This window comes from Olsenella sp. SW781 (assembly GCF_012027725.1).
GTDB lineage: Bacteria > Actinomycetota > Coriobacteriia > Coriobacteriales > Atopobiaceae > Thermophilibacter.
The window spans coordinates 1-22,836 of sequence record NZ_SJOU01000020.1; the positions used below are offsets into that span (position 1 = coordinate 1).

Consider the following 22,836-nt stretch of genomic DNA (forward strand, 5'->3'; position numbering starts at 1 on the left):
ACCGCCGGCACCGTCGGACGTGTCTAGGCGCCAGCCCCCGGCCACTCGGCCCGCAGCGGACGGCTCAGCTCCCGCCGCGTGCGCGCAGATGCTGCGAATCTGTTTCCCCGTGCATAGACTCGGCCCACTTGTGGTAAACCTATGGTCAGGCAATGACGAAAGGCGTGTCCCAGATGCAGCGCATCTTTGCACATAGCGCTCGAACGCAGACTATCTAGGCGTCTGTCCCTTCCCCGGGCCGGCAGGCCCCGGACAGGCGCCGCATATCGCTCGACGCTGCCAGGACGGCGGCGTACGGGCGATTTTCATGTTCGCAGACCATCCAGAGAGAGGTTTCCCATGAAGGTCCTGTATAACGACGGCCACATCGACGAGTGCCCCGCCGACGAGGTCACCCACGTCGTCCGCCACAGCGCCGCCCACATCATGGCCCAGGCCATCAAGCGCCTGTACCCCGAGGCGGACTTTGCCTACGGCCCGGCCACCGACAACGGCTTCTACTACGACATCGACCTGCCCGAGGGCCAGAAGATCTCCGAGGAGGACTTCCCGGCCATCGAGGCCGAGATGAAGAATATCGTGAAGGAGAACCTCAAGTTCACCGTCTTCGAGCTCCCGCGCGCCGAGGCCATCGCCCTCATGGAGGAGCGCGGCGAGAAGTACAAGGTCGAGCACATCGGCGATTTGCCCGAGGACGCGCGCATCACCTTCTACCAGCAGGGCGAGTACATCGACATGTGCGTGGGCCCGCACCTCACCTACACCAAGGCGCTCAAGGCCTTCAAACTCACGGGCGTCTCGGGCGCCTACTGGAAGGGCGACAAGGACAACAAGATGCTCATCCGCGTCAACGGCACCGCGTTCGCCACGAAGGACGAGCTCGACGAGCACCTGCGCCTGCTCGAGGAGGCCAAGAAGCGCGACCACCGCAAGATCGGCCGCGAGATGGACATCTTCATGATGCGCGACGAGGCCCCCGGCTTCCCGTTCTTCCTGCCCAACGGCATGATCCTCAAGAACGAGCTCCTCAGCTACTGGCGCGAGATCCACCGCGCCGCCGGCTACGTGGAGATCTCCACGCCCATGATCATGAACAAGGAGCTCTGGAAGACCTCCGGCCACTGGGACCACTACAAGGACAACATGTACTCCACGATCATCGACGACGAGGAGTACTGCATCAAGCCGATGAACTGCCCGGGCGGCGTGCTCGTCTACGCCTCCAAGCCGCACAGCTATCGCGAGCTGCCCATTCGCGCCGGCGAGATCGGCCTCGTGCACCGTCACGAGATGCGCGGCGCCCTGCACGGCCTCTTCCGCGTGCGCTGCTTCAACCAGGACGACGCCCACCTCTTCGTGCGCCCCGACCAGCTCACCGACGAGATCGTGGGCGTGGTGAACCTCATCGACTCCGTGTACGAGAAGTTCGGCTTCACCTACCACCTCGAGCTCTCCACGCGCCCCGAGGACTCCATGGGCTCCGACGAGGACTGGGAGCGCGCCGAGGCCGCGCTGCGCCACGCGCTCGAGAAGCTCGGCAAGGACTACGTGGTCAACGAGGGCGACGGCGCCTTCTACGGCCCCAAGATCGACTTCCACCTGGAGGACTCGCTCGGCCGCACCTGGCAGTGCGGCACGGTCCAGCTGGACTTCCAGATGCCCATCAACTTCGACCTCGAGTACACGGACGCCGACGGCTCCAAGAAGCGGCCGATCATGCTGCACCGCGTGGCGTTCGGCTCCATCGAGCGCTTCATCGGCATCCTGATCGAGCACTTCGCCGGCAAGTTCCCCACGTGGCTCGCTCCGTGCCAGGTGAAGGTCCTGCCGGTCTCCGAGAAGAGCCGCGACTACGCGCGCTCGGTCACCGAGAAGCTCGAGGCCGCAGGCATCCGCGCCGTCCTCGACGAGCGCGACGAGAAGATCGGCTACAAGATCCGCGAGGCGCGCAACGTCGACCGCCCGCCCTACATGCTCATCCTCGGCGAGAAGGAGGTCGAGGCCGGCACCGTCTCCGTCCGCGACCGCTCCAACGAGACCGTCTCCCGCTCGCTCGATGATTTCATCGCCGACGTCACGGCCGAGATCGCCGAGCGCCGCTAGGCGCGCGCCGCGGTGGGCGAGAAGAACCTCGATCTAGCGACCCTCCAGACGCTCTCGTCCCAGATGGGGCGGGAGCGCTGGAGGGTCCTTTCCGACGCCGCGCAGGTCGTGGCCAACTACCTCGTCTGCCACCCGCGCGTGGAGGCAGTGCGCTACCCGGGGCTCAAGACCGACCCCGACTTTCCGCGGGCAGCGAACACGCTCGTCGGCGGCTTCGGGCCCTACGTGGCGTACCGTGCGGCGGGGGAGTGGCGCCTCTGGGAGGCCGACGAGCGCGATGCGCGCGACCAGGTGATGGAGCTTGAGCTCTCCCTCGGGTAAGGCAAGGGGGCGGGGGCATGCCACTGGCGTCAGGCTTATTTGGCACGTCAATCAGACGTGCCAAATAAGCCTGACGCCAGTGGCATGCCCCCGCCCTGCTATAGGACCGTGACCTCGGCCTCCTCGCAGTACTTCTTGAAGTGCTCGGTGAGGTTGCCGTCGGAGACGACGTAGTCGACGTCGGCAAGGTCGCAGATCTTGAAGGTGCTCCGCTGCCCGAGCTTGGAGGAGTCCATCAGCACCACGGTCTTCTCGGCATGCGCGATGAGCGCGCGCTTGAGGGCGGCCTCGTCGTCGGACCCGCAGGCGAACCCGGTCGCGGACTGGAAGGACGTCACGCCCAGGAACAGCAGGTCAAAGCTCAGCGACCCCACGTCCTCGACGGTCTTGCTCCCGTTGAGGCTCATGCTGTAGCGGTTGAGGCTGCCGCCGACCATGATGGTGCGGACGCGCTCGAGGCGGGCGAGCTCGGCGGCGCAGGTGAGGCTGTTGGTGAACGCGAGCGTGCGCACGTCGTCGAGCTCGCGGGCGAGCGCCGTGGTGGTGGACCCCGAGTCGAGGAAGATCGTGCTGTCCGGGCGGACGAGCCCCTTGGCCTTGCGCGCGATCGCGGCCTTCTCCTCGACGTTTCTCGTGCTGCGGTTGAGCAGGAGGTCGTCGGTCCCCACCACGTACTCCACCGAGCGCGCCCCGCCATGGGTGCGCACGATGAGGCGCGCCTCGTCGAGCGCCTTGAGGTCCGTGCGCAGCGTCATCTCGGAGACGCCGGGAAACGCCTTCTTGATCTGGCCGAACGTCACGCTGCCCTCGGAGTTCACGAAGAGCACGATCCCGTCGCGCCGCTCCTTCATCGATGAGCTCATGGCTGGACTCGCTTTCACCGCATGGTTCCCTGCTTGGCATGGTAGCGCGAGCGAGCGGGGCATGCCACTGGCGTCAGGTTTATTTGGCATGCCAAATAAACCTGACGCCAGTGGCGCGGCGTGCTACTCGGCCCAGTGCTCGAGCAGGTAGCGCTCGGCCGCGGGGCACCAGAGGCCGCGGTTGGCCTCCACGATGTCGGCGAGGCCCGCGAAGCGCTCGTCCTTCTCGGCGGCGGCGCGCAGGTCCTCGAGCGCCGTCAGAGGCATGCTGACGTGCGTGTAGATGAGCTTCTTGCCGCCGGGGATCTTGGGCAGGTTGAGCGTCGTCTCGGCCGCGGCGTCAAGGCCGCCCACGTGGGTCACCATGACGGAGGGGTCCACGCGCCCGGCTGCGGTGAGCTCGAGCGACTCGACCATGTCGTCGGTGTTGCCGCCCGTCGTGCCCATCACGTGATGGGAGCCGTAGTGCACCTCGTAGAAGTTCATCTCGGCCTTGAAGTTCTTGTCGGTGGGGCCGGCGAAGAAGTTGAGGCAGCCGTCGCGGCCGAGGATGGCGTCGGAGAGCGTCACGACGGGGGCCACCGGGGCGTAGCAGAGCACGTCGTCAAAGCCCGTGCCGCCGGAGACCTCGAGCAGCGCCGCGACCTGGTCCTCGTACGCCCCGTTGTTGATGAAGACGAGGTCGATGCCCGTCTCGGCCTTGACCTCCGCGGGCGGGAAGAGCTCGGCGGCGCGGTCCAGGCGGTCCTGGTTGATGTCGGCCACGCACACGAGCGCCGGGCGACGGTCGCAGTGCAGGGCGTAGGTGAGCGCGCCCAGGCCCATGGGGCCCGCACCCGCCACGATGGCGAGCTTGCCTCCCTCGCGGATGCCCATCTCGTGCGTGTACACGCCCATCTGCGTGTGGTACGCGGCGTGGAAGGCGCCGATCGAGCAGCTCATCGGCTCGGCGAGCGACGCCTGGTAGTAGGCCTCGCCCGTGTACTCGAGCAGGCAGTCGCACTCCATGACCTCGGCGGGCAGGATGCAGTAGGTGGCGTCGCCGCCGCAGAACTCGTAGGAGTAGCCCGGGCTCCACATGGTGCCCTTGTAGTTGAGGGCGGGCTGGATCGTGAACTTCATGCCGGGCTTGAAGCGGTCTGCCCACTTGGCGCCCACCTCGACGATGTCGCCGGCGAACTCGTGGCCCATGATCGCGGGGTGCTCGGCCACGTCCTCGTGGACGCGCTTGTGGTTGACGCCCAGGGTGGCGCACTTGTAGGTGGACATGCAGATGCTGTCGGAGACCACCTTCACCAGAACCTCGTCGTCCTTGATCTGGGGGAGCTCGAACTCGTCCATGCGCAGGTCGTTTGCCGCGTGGAGACGCACTGCCTTAGCCTTCATGATGCAACCTTTCTCTCTCGTGACATTGGTGTCAGGTTCATTTGGCATGCCGTGCCCCTATAGGGGCTTGATCGTCACCTTGCCCAGGAGCGAGTCGACGAGCTCGCGCTCGGCGGCCTGGGTCCCCGACTGCATGACGTTGGCCGCGCCCGTGGCCATCGCGAGGCGGGCGGTGTCCTCGAGGCCCATCCCGCGCTCCTCCGCGTAGGCGAGCGCCGCGACCACGGAGTCCCCGGCGCCGACCGTCGACCCCACGGGGACCTTGGGCGAGCGGGCGAGAAGGACGTGCTCGGCGTCGGCGATGACGGCGCCCGCCCCGCCCATGGAGACGACGACGCGCCCCACGCCGCCCTCGACGAGCGCGCGGGCCTCGGCGGCTATCTCGCCCTCGTCCCCGAGCGTCCGCCCGCAGATCCGGGAGAGCTCGGCGTCGTTGGGCTTGGCGAGGTAGGGGCGTGCCTCGAGGCCCTTGGAGAGGGCCGCCCCGTCCGCGTCGAGGAAGACCTTCGCCCCGGCCCTGGAGCAGGCTCGCGCCCAGGCTCCGTAGGTCCCGACCGGCGCCCCCTTGGGTAGGCTCCCCGAGAGCACCACGATGTCGCCCTTCTCGACGGCCCCCGCGAGCTCCTCGAGCATCGCGTCGAGCTGGGCGACCGTCGCCTCGGGTCCCGGCTCGTTGATGTCGGTGTGCGTGTCGAGCTCGGGGTCGACGACCTTGAGATTGGTGCGGGTCTCGCCCGAGGCCGCGAAGGCCCAGACGTCGATGCCCTCCTCGGCGAGCAGGGACGAGATCTTGTCGCCGACCGAGCCGCCGAGAAGCGCGAGCGCGCGGCTCCCCCCGCCGAGCTTGGCGATGACCTTCGATACGTTGATGCCCTTTCCGCCCGGGTCCTCGCGCAGGTCGGTGATGCGGTTCACCGCGTCCAGGGCGAACCTCGGGACCGTCGCCGTCTTGTCGAGCGCGGGGTTGAGCGTGACGGTGTAGATCATGCGGCTCTCCTCTCCTTTTTTGTTGCGATGATTACAAGAACTGTCGAAACAAAAGTCAATTAACAGCATAGGACCCTACACTCTGTTGTCAATACAAAAGTGAGAATTTCGTTCTAACAGCCGTTTATCGCTCATTTTCTACCATTAGTCGGTGCTAAGGCGAATCTCAGCACATTATCGAAATGAAAGTCTAGAATCTGAGTCGTTGAAACAAAAGTCATGGGCGCGAGCCCACCCTGTTCAACGCGTCGGCCCGTTGCGACGGGCCTCAAGGAAGGAGGGACCGATGTCAGTACGCGAGGGTCTCTCTCGGTTCGGCAAGTTCCTCAGCGGCATGGTCATGCCCAACATCGGTGCGTTCATCGCCTGGGGATTTCTGACGGCACTGTTCATCGAGACCGGCTGGCTGCCCAACGAGGGGTTCGCGAGCATCGCCAGCCCCATGCTCAGCTACCTGATCCCCGTGCTCATCGCGGCCCAGGGCGGGTACCTCACCGGCGGGGACCGCGGCCGCATCACGGGCGCCATCGCGGTCATCGGCTGCATCGCCGGCGCCCCCGATACCACCATGCTCATGGGCGCCATGGTCATGGGCCCGTTCGCCGGCTGGGTCATCAAGATGTTCGACCGGTTCATGGAGGACAGGACGCCGGCGGGCTTCGAGATGCTGATCGACAACTTCTCCGTCGGCCTCATCGGCATGTTCCTGTCCATGCTCGGCTACATCGCCATCGGGCCGATCATGACCGCGATCCTAGCGGTCCTCATGGGCGGCGTGCAGATCCTCATGCAGTACGGTCTCATGCCGCTGCTCGCGATCTTCATCGAGCCCGCCAAGGTGCTCTTCCTCAACAACGCGATCAACCACGGCATCTTCACGCCCATCGGCATCGCGCAGGCGGAGGAGACCGGCCGCTCGATCATGTACATGCTCGAGGCCAACCCCGGCCCCGGCCTGGGCGTCCTTCTCGCGTACTGCCTCTTCTGCAAGGACGCCAAGACCCGCCAGTCCGCCCCGGGCGCGGTGATCATCCACTTCTTCGGCGGCATCCACGAGATCTACTTCCCGTACGTGCTCATGAACCCCAAGGTCATCATCGCCCCCATCGTGGGCAACATGTGCGCGATCGCGTGGTTCAGCTTCACCGGCGCGGGCCTCACCTCCGCGGCGTCCCCGGGGTCGATCATCGCGTTCCTCTCGATGACGCCCTCGGACCTCATGCTCACCAACATCATCGGCGTCGTCATCGCCGCCGGCGTCTCCTTCGCCATCGCGACGCCGCTCGTCCGCACCATGGCGACCGCCGACCTCGACCAGGCGAGCCAGCAGATGCGTGACATGAAGGGCTCCGCGGAGGCCGCCGTCATCTCCGACACGCAGGGCGGCAAGATCGTCTTCGCCTGCGACGCCGGCATGGGCTCCTCCGCCATGGGCGCGACGCGCTTCCGCAACCGCGTCAAAGCCGAGCGCCCCGACCTCACGGTCGAGCACTCGAGCGTCGACACCGTGCCCTCCGACGCCAATATTGTCGTCTGCCAGCGCGTCCTCTCCGAGCGCGCCCGCAAGAGCGCGCCGCAGGCCCAGATTGTGACGATCGACAACTTCCTCGACGACCCCGCGCTCGACGCGCTCTACACGTCGCTCACGCAGCTCAGCCATGCCGCCGAGCTCATCGAGCCCACCCCGGCCCCGGCGAGCGCGCCCGCCGAGGAGGAGCGCCCGAGCCTGGCCATCGAGCGCGCCGACGTGCGCCTCGGCGTCCCCTCGGTGGGTCGCGAGCAGTGCATCCGCGACTCCGGCGCCCTGCTCGTCCAGCGCGGCTGCGTGAGCGAGCCCTACGTCGACGCCATGGTGGAGCGAGACCGCCTCACGAGCGTGTACATCGGCATGGGCATCGCCATCCCGCACGGCACCAACGACGCCAAGGAGGCCGTCGAGAAGACCGGCGTGGTGCTGCAGCAGTACCCCGACGGCGTCGACTTCGACGGGGAGAAGGCCTACCTCGTCTTCGGCATCGCCGGCAAGGGGGAGGAGCACCTCGAGGTGCTCGCCAACATCTGCCGCATCCTCGAGGACGAGTCGGTGCTCGAGAAGATGAAGACCACCGACGACGTCGACTGGGTCGTGGGCGTCCTCTCCGGCCGCAGGTAGCGGCGGCGGGGGCAGGAGGGCGCGGCGAGGCCAACCTGTGACGTAAGGTCTCGTCGCGCCCGTGATATACTCTTCAGGATATTCTGAGTGACCTTGATTTCTAGCAGCGCTATCTTGTCTTCTGTACGATCGTGCGGGTTACTGGAAGCCCGTGCGGTCCGATGGAATAGGAGGAACGCATGGCAGACAACGTTACGACCACGATTGACAGCGTCGAGGCGCTGCAAGCCCGCATCAAGGAGATGCGTGCCGCGCAGGCCGAGTTCGCTAAGTTCACCCAGGAGCAGGTGGACAAGATCTTCTACGCCGCCGCCATGGCGGCCAACAAGGCCCGCATCCCGCTGGCCAAGATGGCCGTCGAGGAGACCGGCTACGGCATCATGGAGGACAAGGTCATCAAGAACCACTACGCCTCCGAGTACATCTACAACAAGTACAAGGACATGAAGACCTGCGACGTCATCTCCGACGACAAGGCCTTCGGCTACAAGCAGATCGCCGAGCCCATCGGCCTCGTGGCGGCCGTCATCCCGACGACCAACCCCACCTCCACGGCCATCTTCAAGACGCTCATCTGCCTGAAGACGCGCAACGCCATCCTCATCTCGCCGCACCCGCGCGCCAAGGCCTGCACCGCCGAGGCCGCCCGCATCGTGCGCGACGCCGCCGAGGCCGCCGGCTGCCCCAAGGGCATCATCGACTGGATCGACGTGCCGTCCCTCGACATGACGAGCGAGCTCATGCGCTCCGCCGACATCATCCTCGCCACCGGCGGCCCGGGCATGGTCAACGCCGCGTACTCCTCCGGCAAGCCCGCCCTCGGCGTCGGCCCGGGCAACAACCCCGCCATCATCGACGACACCGCCGACGTCGAGCTCTCCGTGAACTCGATCATCCACTCCAAGACCTTCGACAACGGCATGATCTGCGCCACCGAGCAGAACGTGATCGTCCTCGACGGCATCTACGACGCCGTGAAGGCCGAGTTCCAGAAGCGCGGCTGCTACTTCCTCCAGGGTGACGAGATCGCCAAGGTCGGCAACACCGTCATCGTCAACGGCGGCGTCAACGCCAAGATGGTCGGCCAGCCCGCCCCGAAGATCGCCGCGGCCGCCGGCGTGACCGTGCCCGAGAGCACCAAGGTCCTCATCGGCGAGGTCGAGTCCGTCGAGCCCTCCGAGCCCTGGGCCCACGAGAAGCTGACCACCATTCTCGGCATGTACCGCGCCTCCGACTGGGAGGACGCCCTCTCCAAGGCCGAGCGCCTCATCGCCGACGGCGGCTACGGCCACACGAGCTCGCTCTTTATCGACACGCGCGAGACCGAGAAGATGGCCGAGCACGCCAAGCGCATGAAGACGTGCCGCATCCTCATCAACACCCCGGCTGCCCAGGGCGGCATCGGCGACATCTACAACTTCAAGATGGCCCCGTCTCTGACGCTCGGCTGCGGCTCCTGGGGCGGCAACTCCGTCTCCGGCAACGTCGGCCCCCAGCACCTGCTCAACATCAAGTCCGTCGCAGAGAGGCGTGAGAACATGCTGTGGTTCCGTGTCCCCGAGAAGGTCTTCTTCAAGAAGGGCTGCATGCCCGTGGCCCTGCGCGAGCTCTCCGAGGTCTACGGCAAGAAGCGCGCCTTCATCGTCACCGACTCCTTCCTCTACAAGAGCGGCTTCACCAAGAAGATCGAGGAGTCCCTTGACGAGCAGGGCATCGTCTACTCCAGCTTCTGGTCCATCTCCCCTGACCCCAAGCTCCAGGACTGCGAGCGCGGCCTCGAGCAGGTCAAGGCCTTCGAGCCCGACTGCATCATCGCCATCGGCGGCGGCTCCGCGATGGACGCCGGCAAGATCATGTGGATGATGTACGAGCACCCCGAGGCCAAGTTCGAGGACATGGCCATGGACTTCATGGACATCCGCAAGCGCATCTACACCTTCCCCGAGATGGGCGAGAAGGCCTTCTTCGTGGCCATCCCCACCTCCTCCGGCACCGGCTCCGAGGTGACGCCGTTCTCGATCATCACCGACGCCAACACCGGCACCAAGTGGCCGATCGCCGACTACCAGCTCCTGCCCAACATGGCCATCGTCGACACCGACAACATGATGACCCAGCCCAAGGGCCTGACCGCCGCCTCCGGCGTCGACGTCCTCACGCACGCCCTCGAGGCCTACGTCTCCATCATGGCGTCCGACTACACCGACGGCCTCGCGCTGCGCGCCATGAAGCTTGTGCTCAACTACCTCGAGCGCGCCTATGACGACGGCACCGACGTCGAGGCCCGCGACCACATGGCCAACGCGTCCTGCCTCGCCGGCATGGCCTTCGCCAACGCCTTCCTCGGCGTGAACCACTCCATGGCCCACAAGCTCGGTGCCTACCACCACATCGCCCACGGCCTGGCCAACGCCGTCATCCTCACCCGCGTCATGCGCTACAACGCCGCCGAGCGTCCGGTGAAGATGGGCACCTTCCCGCAGTACGACCACCCCAAGACCCTCGCGCGCTACGCCGAGGCCGGTCGCTTCTGCGGCATCCAGGGCAAGGACGACAAGGAGGTCTTCGAGAACTTCATCGCCCGCATCGAGGAGCTCAAGGCCCACGTCGGCGTCCCGACGACCATCGCCGGCTTCGGCGTGACCGAGGAGGACTTCCTCGCCACGATCGACGAGATGTCCGAGAACGCCTTCAACGACCAGTGCACCGGCGCCAACCCGCGCTACCCGCTCGTGTCCGAGATCAAGGAGCTCTACCTCGACGCCTTCTATGGCCGTGAGCCCAGCTCCTACGAGGACTAGTCCCAGCCGGTTCTTCTCGTTGCCCTGAAGGAGGCAGCAATGGAACTTTCTGACAGCAAGCAGGTCATCGTCGAGCGCCACAACAAGGCCGTCTACCTCGATGGCGACCGCATTATCAAGGTGTTCAAGGCCGAGAAGCCGGCCTCCGACATCTTCAACGAGGCGCTCAACATCGCCCGCGTCATCGAAGCCGGCGTGCGCGTCCCCAAGATCCTCGAGGTCTCCCAGGTCGCTGACGGCTCCTGGGCCCTGGCCACCGAGTACGTCGAGGGCGTGACCATGCGCTCCCTCATGGACGCCGCCGAGGGCACCGACGAGTACGACAAGCTCCTCGAGCAGTTCGTGGACTTCCAGATCGAGATCCAGAGCACGCCCGCCCCTGAGCTCCTCAAGGATCAGAAGACCAAGATCGCCGGCATGGTGGGCAAGGTCAAGGAGCTCGACCCGTCCGTGCGCTACGACCTCCAGATGCGTGCCGACCGCATGGGCTCCGGCCGTGCCATCTGCCACTGCGACTTCAACCCCTCCAACGTCATCGTGACCGAGGACGGCACGCTCTACGCCTGCGACTGGACCCACGTCACCCGCGGCCTGCCCGAGGCCGACGCGGCGATGACCTACATCCTCTTCAAGATGTATCACGCCGGTCACGCCGAGAAGTACCTCGACGTGTTCTCCAAGAAGGCCGACGTCGCCAAGCAGAAGGTGCACTACTGGGTGCCCGTCATGGCCGCCGCCGAGCTCTCCCGCGGCCGCAAGGACGCCGAGGAGTTCCTCCGCAGCCAGGTCGACGCCGCGCTCGACATCGACTAGCGGCTCGTCCCACGCACCGCTTCGGGCCCGTCAGCTCCGGCTGGCGGGCCCTTCTCTGTGGCGGGGGCGACGTCCGGGATTTCCGGCCTCCGCCACAAATCGGTCCGCCGCCTCGACGCGCCCTGCCGGCTTGGGCTAAGCTGATATGCGGAAATTGACGTGGAAGGAGCCCCATGCGGAACAAGCGACTCGTCCTGGCTGGCATTGCTCTCGTCGTTCTAGTGGTGGCCGGGGTCTGCGTCGCCGCGTCGCTCGGCGCCTTCAAGTCGGACGCGGAGCGGGCGCAGGACGCGGTCGCCGAGCTCATGGCATCCTATGTCGTGCCGGTCCCGAACGAGGAGGGCGAGGAGCCCGAGGACGCCGCCTGGCCGGCGGACGACTATGGCGACGCCGCAACGATGGAGGCCCTCGGTCGCTTTGGCGTCGACGCGGACGAGTGGCGCCGCCACTGCCTTGGGAACCTGACGTATGAGGTGGGGGAGGCCCAGGCGGACTCGGCGGCCGGGACGGCGACGGTCGGCGTCACGCTCACCAACGCGAGCCTCTCGTCCGCCGTCTCGGCGGCGGGCTCTGACTTCTCCGCCTTCTCGCAGACCGCCGACGCCGAGGCGGCCTATGCGCAGGGTGGCCGCGCGTCGCTCTTCTCGCACCTCGTCGACAGCGTCTATGCGCACCTGGACGCCAACGAGGGCCCCGTCACGACCACGGTGCAGGTGAGCTGCGTGAGAGACGATGAGGGCGCCTGGATCCCACAGGTCGCCGGTGACGCCGCCTTCTTCTCCGCCCTCTACGGCGGCTCGGACGTCCTTTCCGGGCTCGCAGCGCAGCAGTCCTGACGATTGTCGGTGATTTTTGAGGAGGCGTGCGAGTAGCCGCACAAGCGAACCGCTCTTTAGCTGGGGCTCCCTAGCCCCCGAAACGACCACTACAGGGCCGGTCGGTCAAAAATCACCGACAATCAGAGCCTTCGGTAGGTCGCGAAGTCGAACGGGACGCCGTCGGGCGTGACGCCGCCGTCGCGCACCTCGGCGAGCTCCCAGTCGGGGTGCGCGTCGAGGTCGGGGAAGAACGTGTCGCTGGGCCGGACGCAGTGATTGCGCGTCACGACGGCCTCGGCGCAATGCGGGAGGAGCAGCCCGTACACCTGCCCGCCACCGATGACCCACGCCTCGTCCTCGTCGGCGACGGCGTCAAGCGCCTCCTCGGCGGAGTGCACGACCTCGACGCCCTCGGGCGAGAAGGACGCATCGCGCGTGAGCACCACGTTGCGTCGGTTCTTGAGCGGGCGCCCCCCGGGGAAGCTCTCGAGCGTGCGCCGGCCCATGATGACGGGGTGTCCCGTCGTGCAGGCCACGAAGTGCCTCATGTCCTCGCGGTTCTCCACGACCATCCCACCGTCGAGCCCAATGCCCCAGTCATCGCACACCGCAACGATCGCACTCAGCTTGCACGTCATCTTTCATACCTTTCTGCACGGGTGGGGCTCGGCGCATTGCCCCGGCGCTCAGACAGCTTGCCGCAGAAAGCGCGGCAAGAACTCGCGGCGGGACAAAGCGCCGAGCCCATCGAGCCGGAACGAGTAGGCGAGAAGGTCTGGGGTATTGTCCCGCGCGCAGTTCTGCAGGCGCGCCCTTTGCGCCGAAGCTGTTTGAGCACGGGGCAATACCCCAGACCTTCTCGCCGGACGGTCAGACCGCGATGGGGATGTTCTTTACCTGCGGGCCGTGCTCGTAGTTCTTGACGATCAGGTCGTCGGTGGTGAAGTCGTAGAAGTCCGTGACGTCAGGGTTGAGGCGCACGGTGGGCGCCGGGTACGTGGGCCGCGAGATGAGCTCGCGCACGATGTCGACGTGGCGGTCGTAGATGTGGGCGTCGGCGATCATGTGGACGAGCTCGCCGGCGTTCATGCCCGAGACCTGGGCCACCATCATGAGCAGGATCGCGTACTGGCAGACGTTCCAGTTGTTGGCCGCGAGCACGTCCTGGCTGCGCTGGACGAGCACCATGTTCAGCGTGGGCCGGTCATCGCCAGGCTCCTGCGTCACGTTGTAGATGGCGTTGTAGGCGCAGGGGTAGAGGTTCATCTCCGAGAGGTCGGCGAAGGTGTAGAGGTTCGTCATGATGCGCCGCGAGTAGGGGTTCTCGCGCAGGTCCTTGAGGACGCGGTCCATCTGGTCGAAGTCGCCGTCGGGGTAGTGGGACCTCACGCCTACTTGGTACCCGTACGCCTTGCCGATCGAGCCCGTCTCGTCCGCCCACTCGTCCCAGATGTGGGGCTTGAGGTCATGGATGTTGTTGGACTTGCGCTGGTAGATCCAGAGCACCTCGTCCATCGCGGACTTGAGCGCCGTGCGCCGCAGGGTGAGCGCGGGGAACTCCTCGCGCAGGTCGTAGCGGTTGCACACGCCAAAGCGCTTGATCGTGTAGGCGGGCGAGCCGTCCTCCCAGCGCGGACGGACCCTCTGGCCCTCGGTGGTGGTGCCGTGCTCGATGATGTCCGAGCACATGGAGATGAAGATCTCGTCTGCCTTGCTCATGGCGCTCCCTTCCGTCCCGTCTCGCGGGTCTGCGTCCTGCCGGCCGTCCGCTAGGCGTCGTAGGGGCTCTCGAGGGTCACGCCGTAGTCCTCCTCGGCCCAGGGCCACTCGGTCCCGTAGCCCTCGTCCCAGGCGTCGCCGTACCCCTCGTCCTCCCACAGGTACGAGCTGCCCGCGATGGAGCCCAGGGCCGCGGTGCAGCTCGAGACGCTCATGGCGAGAAGGACGAGCAGGCCGACGACCACGCCGAACACGACGTAGGCGGTTGGGCCGGACTCGGAGTTGCGGGGGTCCGTGGTCCCGCTCGCGCTCTCGATGACGGGCGTCTCGGGCACGAGCCCCGTCTCGTCGGTGTGTTCGTTCACGGTGCTCCTCTCGTCGTATCGCCCCATCATAGCAGCCCTTGCGGGCAGCCTCGACCTGGCGTCAGAGCATCTGGTCAGAGAGGGCCTCGTCCCAGTAGTACGTAAGCGAGCCCGCGAGCGCCACGTCGGCGGGGAGCCACTCGACGTCGAGCAGCTCGCCGCGCGCGAGCCAGCGCAGCTCGTCGTGGGACGCGTCGGCAACGACCGGCTCCGAGCCCTCCTCGAGCGTGCAGACGAGGCAGTCCATCGAGAGGTGGAAGTCCGGGTAGTCGTACTCCACGGTGTCGTAGGGCCACGCCGCGCGCACCGGGCAGCCGAGCTCCTCCTCGACCTCGCGCTTGAGCGCCTCGACCGCGCTCTCGCCCGGCTCGATCTTGCCGCCGGGGAGCTCCCAGCCCCCGGGCAGCGCCCCGTCCGAGCGGTGCGCGGCGAGGATTCGGCCGTCGCGGTGGATGATGCCCGCCGCGACGCGCACAACGTTCTTGTCGTCCATCGGTCCTCCTAGCGTTCCTGGAACCTGACGAGCGCGTAGCTCGCGCCCGCCTCGTCGGTGAGGTCAACGTCCCAGCCGTCGGCGCGCTCGTGGGCAACGGGCGTGACGACGTCCCCGAGGTGCGCCTGCGCGCGGTAGAGCACCGAGAGCGCCCTCGGGCGGACGCGCCTGCCGAGCCCGACGAGGGCGTCCTCGGCAAAGAGCACGTACTGGGCGTTGTTGACGTGATGGTTGGTGTCGATGCTGCGCGCGCCCACGACGATCGGCGCGCAGGGCGTGCCCTCGCCCTCGACGCGGAGACGCCGGTCGAGCGGCCCCATCTCGAGCGGGCGCTCGGGCGAGGCGTAGACGAGCTGGTCGGCGGGGACGCGCGTCGCGCGCCCGCGATCGACGTCGAACACGAGCCACTGCGAGTCGGCCCGCGCGAGCGAGCGGCCGTCCGCGGAGCGCAGCTCGAAGTTCCTCCTGGCGTGGGCGCGCGTCATCTCGTAGCACCATGTGGAGACCTCGACCGGGGCTCCGAAGGGCGGGAGCTCGTCGATCTCGATCCTCCAGAGGGCGAGCACCCACGCGAGGCGCTCCTCGGCGAGGCGCGTGATCCCGAGCCCCAGGCTCTCGGACTGGAAGGTCGAGCAGTCCTGGAAGTAGTTCATGAGCGAGACGAGCGAGAGGCGCCCCGTGTCGTCGCACTCGCTGTAGCGGACGCGACCCTCGAACGAGTACATCTGTGCCCTCCTTGTCCTGTGTCCGAGACAAGACCTTAGCAGTCCTCGGGCGGCACGGGGCGCGAGAAACCCGGGCGCGCGGCCGGAGTGTACAATCGTCTGCGTACCGCGGGACGCGCGACGGAAGGGGAGCGACGTGGGCGACCTCCGCATTGCAACGATAGGGACGAGCGGCATCTGCGCGCGCTTCTGCGACGCGCTCGCCGCGTACGACGGCGCCGCGCTCGTCGGCTCGTACTCGCGCGACCTCGACCGTGCCCGCTCCTTCGGCGGGCCGCGCGGCGCGCGCCTCTTCTTCGACGACCTTGACGCGCTCGCCGAAAGCGCCGAGGTCGACGCCGTCTATGTCGCGAGCCCCAACGCGCTGCACGCGGGACAGGCGCTCAGGCTCATCGCCGGGGGCAAGCACGTGCTCGTCGAGAAGTCGCTCGCGTCGAACGAGCGCGAGGCCCGCGAGGTCTTCGACGCCGCCCGCTCCGCCGGCGTGGTGGCGCTCGAGGCGACGCGCAACCTCCACACCCCCAGCTTCGGCGTCATAGAGCGCATCGTCTCCGAGGGGCTCGGCCCCGTGCGGCTCGCGTCCCTGCGCTTCTCGAAGGTCTCATCGCGCATGCCGCGCCTGCTCGCCGGCGAGCGCGTCAACATCTTCGACCCCGCGCTCTCGGCGGGCGCCCTCATGGACATCGGCGTCTACTGCGTCGAGCCCGCGATCGCGCTCTTCGGGCGGCCCGACGAGGTGCGCGCGCTCTCCGTCACGGCCCCGGCCCCAGGCCGCCCCGAGGGGGACCCCTGCTCGACGATCGACCTCGCGGGGGAGGTCATCCTCGGGTACGCGGACAAGGTCGTGAGTCTCTCGTACGGGAAGGCGAGCGACGGCATGCTGCCCTCCCAGGTCGAGGGCGAGCGCGGCACGCTCGTCTGGGAGCCCACCTCCGGGCCCGAGCGCCTGTGGCTCCACGAGTGCGCCGCCTCGGGCCAGGTCTTCCGCGTCGAGCAGGCCGAGATGGCACCCGTCGAGGTCGAGGTGCCCGAGAACGACATGGTCTGCGAGCTCGCCGACTTCGTGGCCGCGGCTCGCGGCGACGCGGCGGCGCTCGCGGCGCGGGAGCGCTTCGAGCGCGTGACGCTCGAGTCGCTCGCCGTGATGGACGAGGTCCGCCGCCAGGCCGGCGTGCGCTTCCCCGCGGACCTCCGCTGAGGCCCTCCCGGATGGGCCGCTCCGACCTGCGCGCCGCCGCGAGCGCGGCGCTCCCCGTCATGCTGGGCTACCTCACCATCGGCATCCCCTGCGGCGTCATGGAGGCGGAGGTCGGCGTCTCGCCCCTCTGGGCATTCGCGGTCTCGGCGACCTTCTACTCGGGAGCGGGGCAGTTCATGATGTCGTCGCTCGCGCTGGCGGGGACCCCCGTCGCCGCGATGGTGGCGAGCGTCTCGCTTCTGAGCGCCCGGCAGACCCTCTACGCCGCCGCGCTCGCCCCGCACGTCTCGTCCGCCCCGCGGCCCCTCGCCGCGCTCTTCGCCGCCACCGTGACCGACGAGAGCTTCGGCGTCAACCTCGAGCGCTTCGTCTCCGACGACGCGTGGACGCCTGCGCGGGCGACGCTCGTCAACCTGATGAGCATGCTGTCCTGGGCCGCCGCGAACGCGCTCGGCGCCGCCGTGGGGCCGGCGCTCGCCATCCCCGTCGCCGTCATGTCGTTCGCCATGACGTCCATCTTCGTCTGCCTGCTCGTGGGGCAGCGATGGGCCCCGCGCACGGCTGCCGCGGCCCTCGTCGCGGCGGCGGCCGTCGTGGCGCTCAAGCTTCTCGGGGCGGGGTCGCTCTCCGTCTTCTTCGGGGCGATCGCGGGCGTCGCTGCCGGGCTCGCCGCCGACGCCTGCGCGCGGGGGAGGGGCGTGCGGTGAGCGGCTCGGACTTCCTCGTCTTCTACGGGTGCGTGCTCGTCGTGATGCTCGCCTGCCGCTGCCTCCCGCTCCTCGCGCTGAAGGGGCGGCCGCTCTCGCCGCGCGCCGCGGAGGCGCTCGCGCTCATCCCGCCCGCCGCGTTCGCGGCGCTCGTGGCAAACGACCTCTTCGACCCGACCGCCCCGCTCCGGGCGGCGCCGCTGCTCGCGGCGGCCGTCGTCGCGCTCGTGGCGAGAAGGACGGGCTCGCTCATCTGGTGTGCGGTCACCGGCATGGTCGCCTACGCGGCGCTCGCCGCCCTCGGCCTGGGCTAGGGCCGCCCTTCGACGGCGCTACGCGTCGGGGTAGGCGATGACGTCGGAGCCGCCGAAGCGGCTCGGGCCGTCGTCCCCGCTCGCGTAGGGCCCCATCGCGTCGACGACGATGCGCGCCGCGCCGGGGAGCACGCGCGCGTCGTAGGAGGTCACGAGGCCCGGAATCACGTCGCCGTCGACCTCGAGCGCGACGGGACGGTCGACCTCGACGCGAATCTCCCTCCCGCGGAAGCTCTCGAGGTGCGGGCGGCCCATCACCTTCCCGGTGCGGTCCATGAGCCCGAAGGCGAGGGGCTTCAGGAGCTGGGCGGCGTCGGAGGTCTCCGCCACGATCACGTCGAGCAGGCCGTCGTCCATCCGGCAGTCGGGGATGAGCTCGATGTCCCCCTGGATCATGGCGTTGTTGGCGACGAGGCAGGTGATCCCCTCGCGCTCGCGCACTTCGCCGTCCACGGTGATGCGGAAGCGCTCGACCGTCGGGCGGGGGTTGGAGAGCGCGGCCGCGAAGTAGGCCGCCTGGCCCATGATCGCCTTGTTGGGGAGGGCGGCCTGCATGAGCTGCGCGTCGAAGCCCGTCCCCGACATGAGGGCGAAGCCGCGCGTTCCGCGCGCGCCGCGCTCGTCCTCCCAGGAGATCTCCCCGAGGTCGACGGTGGCCGTCTTCCCCTTGCGGCAGGCCCGGGCGAGCGCCGAGGGCTCGGGGGCGTTGCCGATGTTGGCGGCGAGCAGGTTGGCGGTCCCGGAGGGGAAGACGCAGACCGGGACGTCCGTCCCGGCGAGGGCGTGGAGGAGGGCCGCGACGGTGCCGTCGCCGCCCGACGCCACGACCACGTCGAAGCGCTCGGCGTCGCGGCAGGTCTCGCTCGCCTCGAAGTCCTCCTCGAGGACCCTGAGGACGCATTCGTCGCCCGCCCGCACGAGCGCGCGCTCGAACTGGAAGACGGCGTCCGACCCGAAGCCGGACTTCGGGTTGTGGATGATGAGGGTGCGCATCGGTCTCCTCCCCGGGACGCGGGGGCTATTGGGTATCATGGAACGCGCCGCCGCCCGCGGGGGGCGCACGGCACTTCCTATGGTACCCAAACCTCGCATGACACAGAATCGAGCGCCGTGTACGTATCGACCCCTTCCGAGCTTGCCGACTTCTGCGAGCGCGCCTCATCATCCAGGGTCCTCGCCGTTGACACCGAGTTCCTGCGCGAGAAGACCTACTACCCCAGGCTCTGCCTCGTCCAGGTCGCCGCTGGCGACGAGATAGCCGCCGTCGACCCCATCCTCATAGACGACCTCGCCCCGCTGAGGGCGCTCCTGGAGGACCCGTCGGTCACCAAGGTCTTCCACGCCTGCAGCCAGGACATCGAGGTCCTTCTCGACGGCCTCGGCTGCACGTGCGCCCCGGTCTTCGACACGCAGGTCGCCGCCGCGTTCCTCGGCATGCGGCAGCAGGTGAGCTACGGCTCGCTCGTGGACGCCTACTGCGGCGTCCACCTTCCCAAGGCCGAGTCGCTCACCGACTGGTCGCGCCGCCCGCTCGACCCCGAGCAGCTCGCGTACGCCGAGGACGACGTGCGCTACCTCCCGGGGATCTACGAGACGATGATGTCGCGCCTCATCGAGCTCGACCGCCTCTCGTGGGTCGAGCCGGAGATGGCCGAGCTCGCGGACCCGGCCCGCGTCCGGCGGGACCCGCGCGAGGCCTTCCTGCGCCTTCGTCGCTCGGGCTCGCTGACGCGCCGGCAGCTTGCCGTCGCCCGCGAGGTGTGCGCGTGGCGCGAGGAGGTGGCCGCGCGGCGGGACGTCCCCCGCAAGTGGGTCATCTCCGACGAGGTTGCCGTCGAGGTCTGCAAGCGCACGCCGACCTCGCTCGAGCGCCTGAGGCGCATCCGGGGGACCGACCAGCTCGGCGAGCGCGAGGGGGCGAGGCTCGTCGCGGCCGTCGGGAGGGGGCTCGCGTGCCCGGCGGACGAGTGCCCCAAGGTCACGCGCCACGCCCGCCCGTCCGCCGAGACGGAGAGCGTCATCGACCTCATGTACGCCGTCCTGCGGCTCGTCTCCGAGCGCAGCGGCGTCGCCACGCAGCTCATCGCCACCCGTGACGACCTGCTCGACTTCGTCTCGGACCGCGAGCGCTCGCGCCTCTCGCGCTCCTGGCGCTGGGAGCTCGCGGGGCGCACGCTCGACCGCCTGCTCGCGGGGGAGGTCGGCCTCACCGTCAAGGAGGGGCGCATCGAGCTGCTCTAGCACCGGCGAGAAGGGCGCCCCCGCGAGGCATTAATGTCCGCCCGGCCGGGTAGAATGGTCCTCAGTCAAGCGATTGGAGACCGCACATGCCCCTCTACTATGGCTTCTACGGCATCGATTTGGGCTACTACCTCATCGCGCTCGTCGCGCTCGTCATCGGCGGCATCGCGCAGGCCTACATCAGGAGCACCTATAGCAAGTGGTCGAAGGTGCCCGCCAACGTCGGCGGGACGGGGGCGAACGTCGCGCGGCGCATGCTCGCCGACGGCGGCGCCGGCGAGGTGGGGATCACGCGCGTCGCGGGCTCGCTGACCGACCACTACGACCCGCGTGACAACCGGCTGCACCTCTCCGACGACAACTACCGCGGCGCCTCGGTGGCCTCGGTCGCCGTGGCGTGCCACGAGGCGGGCCACGCCATCCAGGCCGCCCAGGGCTTCGGGCTCTATCGCCTGCGCTCCGCCCTCGTCCCGGCGGTCAACATCGCCCAGCAGGGATGGGTCCTCGTCCTCGTGCTCGGCGTGATGCTCAACGCCCTCAACCTCGTCCAGCTCGCCATCCTGCTCTTCGCCGTCTCCGTCGTGTTCCAGCTCGTCACGCTTCCCGTGGAGATCGACGCCTCGCGCCGCGCGGTCGCCTATCTCTCGCTCAACGGCGCCGGGCTCGACGAGGAGGGCGCGCGCAAGGTCCTCACGGCCGCCGCGCTCACGTACGTGGCCGCGGCGCTCACCTCCATCATGCAGCTGCTCTACCTTCTCGGCCGCTACGGCGGAAGGGGGGAGGAGTGATGTCGGACGAGGCGCGCGCCTCCTCGGCGCCCATCTCGGTGTCCGACGCCGTCGCCCTGGCCAAGGGCGCCGTCTCCGCCTGGCCGACCCTCGTCGTCTCGGGAGAGGTCTCGGGCTTCCGGGGCCCCAACGCCCGCTCGGGGCACTGCTACTTCGAGGTGAAGGACGAGGGCGCCGCCATGAGCGTCATCGTGTGGCGCGGCACCGCGGCGAAGATGGGCTTCCAGCTGCGCGACGGGCTCACCGTGCAGCTCACGGGCAAGTTCGACGTCTACAAGGCCTCCGGCAAGCTCTCCTTCGTCGCGAGCAGGGTCGAGGCGGCGGGCGAGGGGCTGCTCCGCCAGCAGGTGGCCGAGCTCGCGCGGCGCCTCGAGCGCGAGGGGCTCATGGCCCAGGAGCGCAAGCGCCGCGTCCCGGTGTTCTGCTCGCGCGTCTGCGTGGTCACGTCCCTCTCCGGAAGCGTCATCGAGGACGTCAAGCGCACGCTCGCGCGGCGCAACCCCCTCGTGGAGATCGACGTCGTGGGGTGCTCGGTCCAGGGCTCCGAGGCGCCGGCGACCATCGTCCGCGCGCTCGCCACGGCCGCCTCCGCCCGCCCCGACGCCATCCTGCTCGTGCGCGGGGGCGGCTCGTTCGAGGACCTCATGTGCTTCAACGACGAGACGGTCGCGCGCGCCGTCGCGGCGTGCCCGGTCCCCGTGGTGACGGGCATCGGGCACGAGCCGGACACCACGATCGCCGACATGGTGGCCGACCGGCGCGCCTCGACGCCGACGGCCGCCGCCGAGTCCGTCGCCCCGGCCATCGACGAGGTGGAGCGCCAGATGCTCCAGCGCCAGGTGCGCCTCGGCCGGGCGATGTCGGCCGCGCTCGATTTCCGCGCGCAGCGCGTGGACGCGCTCGCGCGCCTCATGTCGGGCGCGATGGACGCCGGGCTCTCCCGCCGGCGCATGTCGGTGGAGGCTCTGGGCGCCCGGCGCTGCCTCACCGACCCGCTCTCCCCGGTCCGCGACCGGGAGGCGGACCTCATGCAGACCGAGCAGCGGCTCCACGATGCCATCCCGCGCGCCCTCGCGCGCGATCGCGAGACGACCGAGCGCGCCGCGGCGCGGCTCCTCGAGCTCGCCCCGCGCCTGCTCCGCCCCGCGGAGTCGACGCTCGCGCGGCTCGCCGCCTCGCTCGACGCGCTCTCGCCGCTCTCCGTCCTCGCCCGCGGCTACGCCATCGCGCGCGACGGCGCGGGGCACGTGGTGAAGGACGCCTCCTCGCTCTCGCGCGGCGACGACGTGCGCGTCCTTCTCGGCACGGGTTCCTTCGACGCGACGGTCACCGCCGTCAACGACTAGCTGGGCGTGTGCCCGGAAAGGTGTGAGACCATGGCTGATGCAACCTATCGCCCCATCGACGAGATGACGTTCAAGGAGGCCTCCGTCGAGCTCGAGCAGATCGTGCGCGCGCTCGAGTCCGGTGACCTCGAGCTCGAGGAGTCGCTCGAGCGCTACGGCCGCGGCGTGGAGCTCCTGAGGAGCCTGCGCGAGCGGCTCTCCGGCGCGGAGCAGAAGGTACGCGTCCTTCTCGACGCCACCGACGAGAACGCCCCGGTGACCGACACCTCTTCGGCCCCGAGCACGGCGTATATTAACGAGTAGCTCACGCGAACCGATGGGAGGCACCATGTCCGACTGCATCTTCTGCAAGATCGCCAACGGGGAGATCCCGAGCGAGTTCCTATACGAGGACGAGCGCGTTGTCGCGTTCAGGGACCTCAGCCCACAGGCCCCCGTCCACGTGCTCGTGGTCCCCAAGGCGCATCACGAGAACTTCGTCGACGACGTCCCCGCGGAGACGCTCGCCTCGATGGAGCGTGCCGTCAAGGCGGTCGCCGAGAGGACCGGCGTCGCCGAGTCGGGCTTCCGCTGCATCATGAACACGGGCGCCGCGGCCGGCCAGACCGTGATGCACCTCCACATGCACGTCCTGGGCGGCAAGCCCCTCGGCGAGGGCCTGATTCCCGCGTGATTTTGTTCCGCGGAACGCCCTGA

23 protein-coding genes are annotated in these 22,836 nt (G+C 68.6%); 14 read left to right on the forward strand and 9 right to left on the reverse strand.

From position 1 onward, the window contains the following. Nucleotides 1-339: 339 nt before the first annotated feature. Both thrS and E0L17_RS10020 read left to right on the forward strand, forming a co-directional pair. On the forward strand, nt 340-2,103 hold the full coding sequence (thrS, locus tag E0L17_RS10015; RefSeq protein WP_167931096.1) for a threonine--tRNA ligase: 1,764 nt from the start codon (nt 340-342) through the stop codon (nt 2,101-2,103). A gap of 12 nt (nt 2,104-2,115) precedes the next feature. After that, nucleotides 2,116-2,424 (forward strand): PLP-dependent transferase, encoded by a 309-nt coding sequence (locus tag E0L17_RS10020; protein ID WP_167931097.1) that lies wholly within the window; start codon nt 2,116-2,118, stop codon nt 2,422-2,424. 98 nt (nt 2,425-2,522) lie between these two features. Here E0L17_RS10020 and E0L17_RS10025 read toward each other — a convergent pair whose 3' ends face one another. The 3 genes from E0L17_RS10025 to pfkB form a co-directional block, all read right to left on the reverse strand. Further along, nucleotides 2,523-3,287: a DeoR/GlpR family DNA-binding transcription regulator gene (locus E0L17_RS10025; RefSeq protein WP_206109116.1), complete on the reverse strand. Its 765-nt coding sequence runs from the start codon at nt 3,285-3,287 to the stop codon at nt 2,523-2,525. 123 nt (nt 3,288-3,410) lie between these two features. Next, nucleotides 3,411-4,673, reverse strand: a complete 1,263-nt coding sequence (locus tag E0L17_RS10030) for a zinc-binding dehydrogenase (protein ID WP_167931098.1) — start codon at nt 4,671-4,673, stop codon at nt 3,411-3,413. Between the two features lie 57 nt (nt 4,674-4,730). After that, nucleotides 4,731-5,660 (reverse strand): 1-phosphofructokinase, encoded by a 930-nt coding sequence (pfkB, locus tag E0L17_RS10035; RefSeq protein ID WP_167931099.1) that lies wholly within the window; start codon nt 5,658-5,660, stop codon nt 4,731-4,733. Nucleotides 5,661-5,946: 286 nt separating this feature from the next. Here pfkB and E0L17_RS10040 point away from each other — a divergent pair, with 286 nt between their 5' ends. The 4 genes from E0L17_RS10040 (at nt 5,947) to E0L17_RS10055 (ending at nt 12,262) form a co-directional block, all read left to right on the forward strand. Continuing rightward, nucleotides 5,947-7,812, forward strand: a complete 1,866-nt coding sequence (locus E0L17_RS10040) for a PTS mannitol transporter subunit IICBA (protein WP_167931100.1) — start codon at nt 5,947-5,949, stop codon at nt 7,810-7,812. 179 nt (nt 7,813-7,991) lie between these two features. After that, complete coding sequence (adhE, locus tag E0L17_RS10045) at nt 7,992-10,613, forward strand: bifunctional acetaldehyde-CoA/alcohol dehydrogenase (RefSeq protein WP_167931101.1); 2,622 nt, start codon at nt 7,992-7,994, stop codon at nt 10,611-10,613. 39 nt (nt 10,614-10,652) lie between these two features. Then, nucleotides 10,653-11,426: an aminoglycoside phosphotransferase family protein gene (locus tag E0L17_RS10050; RefSeq protein WP_167931102.1), complete on the forward strand. Its 774-nt coding sequence runs from the start codon at nt 10,653-10,655 to the stop codon at nt 11,424-11,426. A 173-nt stretch (nt 11,427-11,599) separates the two neighbouring features. Then, complete coding sequence (locus E0L17_RS10055) at nt 11,600-12,262, forward strand: hypothetical protein (protein WP_167931103.1); 663 nt, start codon at nt 11,600-11,602, stop codon at nt 12,260-12,262. A 122-nt stretch (nt 12,263-12,384) separates the two neighbouring features. Here E0L17_RS10055 and E0L17_RS10060 read toward each other — a convergent pair whose 3' ends face one another. From E0L17_RS10060 to E0L17_RS10080, 5 genes are all read right to left on the reverse strand, one after another. Next, complete coding sequence (locus tag E0L17_RS10060) at nt 12,385-12,882, reverse strand: dihydrofolate reductase (RefSeq protein WP_206109117.1); 498 nt, start codon at nt 12,880-12,882, stop codon at nt 12,385-12,387. Between the two features lie 232 nt (nt 12,883-13,114). Beyond that, nucleotides 13,115-13,963: a thymidylate synthase gene (thyA, locus tag E0L17_RS10065; protein ID WP_167931104.1), complete on the reverse strand. Its 849-nt coding sequence runs from the start codon at nt 13,961-13,963 to the stop codon at nt 13,115-13,117. A 50-nt stretch (nt 13,964-14,013) separates the two neighbouring features. Continuing rightward, nucleotides 14,014-14,328 (reverse strand): hypothetical protein, encoded by a 315-nt coding sequence (locus E0L17_RS10070; protein WP_167931105.1) that lies wholly within the window; start codon nt 14,326-14,328, stop codon nt 14,014-14,016. A 61-nt stretch (nt 14,329-14,389) separates the two neighbouring features. After that, entirely contained in the window at nt 14,390-14,821 is a 432-nt protein-coding gene (locus tag E0L17_RS10075; RefSeq protein WP_167931106.1) for a (deoxy)nucleoside triphosphate pyrophosphohydrolase, read from the reverse strand. 8 nt (nt 14,822-14,829) lie between these two features. Then, entirely contained in the window at nt 14,830-15,546 is a 717-nt protein-coding gene (locus tag E0L17_RS10080) for an acyl-[acyl-carrier-protein] thioesterase (RefSeq protein ID WP_167931107.1), read from the reverse strand. 136 nt (nt 15,547-15,682) lie between these two features. On the opposite strand from E0L17_RS10080, the gene E0L17_RS10085 reads away from it, so the two are divergent. Genes E0L17_RS10085 through E0L17_RS10095 form a run of 3 tightly spaced genes read left to right on the forward strand, consistent with a single transcriptional unit; the run spans nt 15,683 to nt 17,765 of the window. Next, on the forward strand, nt 15,683-16,744 hold the full coding sequence (locus tag E0L17_RS10085) for a Gfo/Idh/MocA family protein (RefSeq protein WP_167931108.1): 1,062 nt from the start codon (nt 15,683-15,685) through the stop codon (nt 16,742-16,744). An 11-nt stretch (nt 16,745-16,755) separates the two neighbouring features. Further along, nucleotides 16,756-17,451: an AzlC family ABC transporter permease gene (locus tag E0L17_RS10090; protein WP_206109118.1), complete on the forward strand. Its 696-nt coding sequence runs from the start codon at nt 16,756-16,758 to the stop codon at nt 17,449-17,451. Continuing rightward, entirely contained in the window at nt 17,448-17,765 is a 318-nt protein-coding gene (locus tag E0L17_RS10095) for an AzlD domain-containing protein (RefSeq protein ID WP_206109119.1), read from the forward strand. The genes E0L17_RS10090 and E0L17_RS10095 overlap by 4 nt, the downstream gene beginning before the upstream one ends. A gap of 18 nt (nt 17,766-17,783) precedes the next feature. Here the strand turns inward: E0L17_RS10095 and E0L17_RS10100 are convergent, their stop codons facing one another. Continuing rightward, complete coding sequence (locus E0L17_RS10100; protein WP_167931109.1) at nt 17,784-18,758, reverse strand: diacylglycerol/lipid kinase family protein; 975 nt, start codon at nt 18,756-18,758, stop codon at nt 17,784-17,786. Nucleotides 18,759-18,875: 117 nt separating this feature from the next. Here E0L17_RS10100 and rnd point away from each other — a divergent pair, with 117 nt between their 5' ends. The 5 genes from rnd to E0L17_RS10125 all read left to right on the forward strand — a co-directional run bounded on the left by rnd (nt 18,876) and on the right by E0L17_RS10125 (nt 22,813). Continuing rightward, on the forward strand, nt 18,876-20,006 hold the full coding sequence (rnd, locus tag E0L17_RS10105) for a ribonuclease D (RefSeq protein ID WP_167931110.1): 1,131 nt from the start codon (nt 18,876-18,878) through the stop codon (nt 20,004-20,006). Nucleotides 20,007-20,092: 86 nt separating this feature from the next. Next, nucleotides 20,093-20,794: a zinc metallopeptidase gene (locus E0L17_RS10110; protein ID WP_167931111.1), complete on the forward strand. Its 702-nt coding sequence runs from the start codon at nt 20,093-20,095 to the stop codon at nt 20,792-20,794. Next, nucleotides 20,794-22,140: an exodeoxyribonuclease VII large subunit gene (xseA, locus tag E0L17_RS10115; protein ID WP_167931112.1), complete on the forward strand. Its 1,347-nt coding sequence runs from the start codon at nt 20,794-20,796 to the stop codon at nt 22,138-22,140. The genes E0L17_RS10110 and xseA overlap by 1 nt, the downstream gene beginning before the upstream one ends. A gap of 30 nt (nt 22,141-22,170) precedes the next feature. Further along, nucleotides 22,171-22,443 (forward strand): exodeoxyribonuclease VII small subunit, encoded by a 273-nt coding sequence (gene xseB / locus E0L17_RS10120; protein WP_075280254.1) that lies wholly within the window; start codon nt 22,171-22,173, stop codon nt 22,441-22,443. A 25-nt stretch (nt 22,444-22,468) separates the two neighbouring features. Next, complete coding sequence (locus tag E0L17_RS10125; RefSeq protein WP_167931113.1) at nt 22,469-22,813, forward strand: histidine triad nucleotide-binding protein; 345 nt, start codon at nt 22,469-22,471, stop codon at nt 22,811-22,813. Nucleotides 22,814-22,836 lie beyond the last annotated feature (23 nt).

What these genes read in the sequence shown, in the direction of transcription:
- thrS (WP_167931096.1), top strand. Translation starts at nt 340, where the DNA reads ATGAAGGTCCTGTATAACGACGGCCACATCGACGAGTGCCCCGCCGAC.
- E0L17_RS10025 (WP_206109116.1), bottom strand. Translation starts at nt 3,287, where the DNA reads ATGAGCTCATCGATGAAGGAGCGGCGCGACGGGATCGTGCTCTTCGTG.
- E0L17_RS10030 (WP_167931098.1), bottom strand. Translation starts at nt 4,673, where the DNA reads ATGAAGGCTAAGGCAGTGCGTCTCCACGCGGCAAACGACCTGCGCATG.
- pfkB (WP_167931099.1), bottom strand. Translation starts at nt 5,660, where the DNA reads ATGATCTACACCGTCACGCTCAACCCCGCGCTCGACAAGACGGCGACG.
- E0L17_RS10040 (WP_167931100.1), top strand. Translation starts at nt 5,947, where the DNA reads ATGTCAGTACGCGAGGGTCTCTCTCGGTTCGGCAAGTTCCTCAGCGGC.
- adhE (WP_167931101.1), top strand. Translation starts at nt 7,992, where the DNA reads ATGGCAGACAACGTTACGACCACGATTGACAGCGTCGAGGCGCTGCAA.
- E0L17_RS10050 (WP_167931102.1), top strand. Translation starts at nt 10,653, where the DNA reads ATGGAACTTTCTGACAGCAAGCAGGTCATCGTCGAGCGCCACAACAAG.
- E0L17_RS10055 (WP_167931103.1), top strand. Translation starts at nt 11,600, where the DNA reads ATGCGGAACAAGCGACTCGTCCTGGCTGGCATTGCTCTCGTCGTTCTA.
- E0L17_RS10060 (WP_206109117.1), bottom strand. Translation starts at nt 12,882, where the DNA reads ATGACGTGCAAGCTGAGTGCGATCGTTGCGGTGTGCGATGACTGGGGC.
- thyA (WP_167931104.1), bottom strand. Translation starts at nt 13,963, where the DNA reads ATGAGCAAGGCAGACGAGATCTTCATCTCCATGTGCTCGGACATCATC.
- E0L17_RS10075 (WP_167931106.1), bottom strand. Translation starts at nt 14,821, where the DNA reads ATGGACGACAAGAACGTTGTGCGCGTCGCGGCGGGCATCATCCACCGC.
- E0L17_RS10080 (WP_167931107.1), bottom strand. Translation starts at nt 15,546, where the DNA reads ATGTACTCGTTCGAGGGTCGCGTCCGCTACAGCGAGTGCGACGACACG.
- E0L17_RS10090 (WP_206109118.1), top strand. Translation starts at nt 16,756, where the DNA reads ATGGGCCGCTCCGACCTGCGCGCCGCCGCGAGCGCGGCGCTCCCCGTC.
- E0L17_RS10100 (WP_167931109.1), bottom strand. Translation starts at nt 18,758, where the DNA reads ATGCGCACCCTCATCATCCACAACCCGAAGTCCGGCTTCGGGTCGGAC.
- E0L17_RS10110 (WP_167931111.1), top strand. Translation starts at nt 20,093, where the DNA reads ATGCCCCTCTACTATGGCTTCTACGGCATCGATTTGGGCTACTACCTC.
- xseA (WP_167931112.1), top strand. Translation starts at nt 20,794, where the DNA reads ATGTCGGACGAGGCGCGCGCCTCCTCGGCGCCCATCTCGGTGTCCGAC.
- xseB (WP_075280254.1), top strand. Translation starts at nt 22,171, where the DNA reads ATGGCTGATGCAACCTATCGCCCCATCGACGAGATGACGTTCAAGGAG.
- E0L17_RS10125 (WP_167931113.1), top strand. Translation starts at nt 22,469, where the DNA reads ATGTCCGACTGCATCTTCTGCAAGATCGCCAACGGGGAGATCCCGAGC.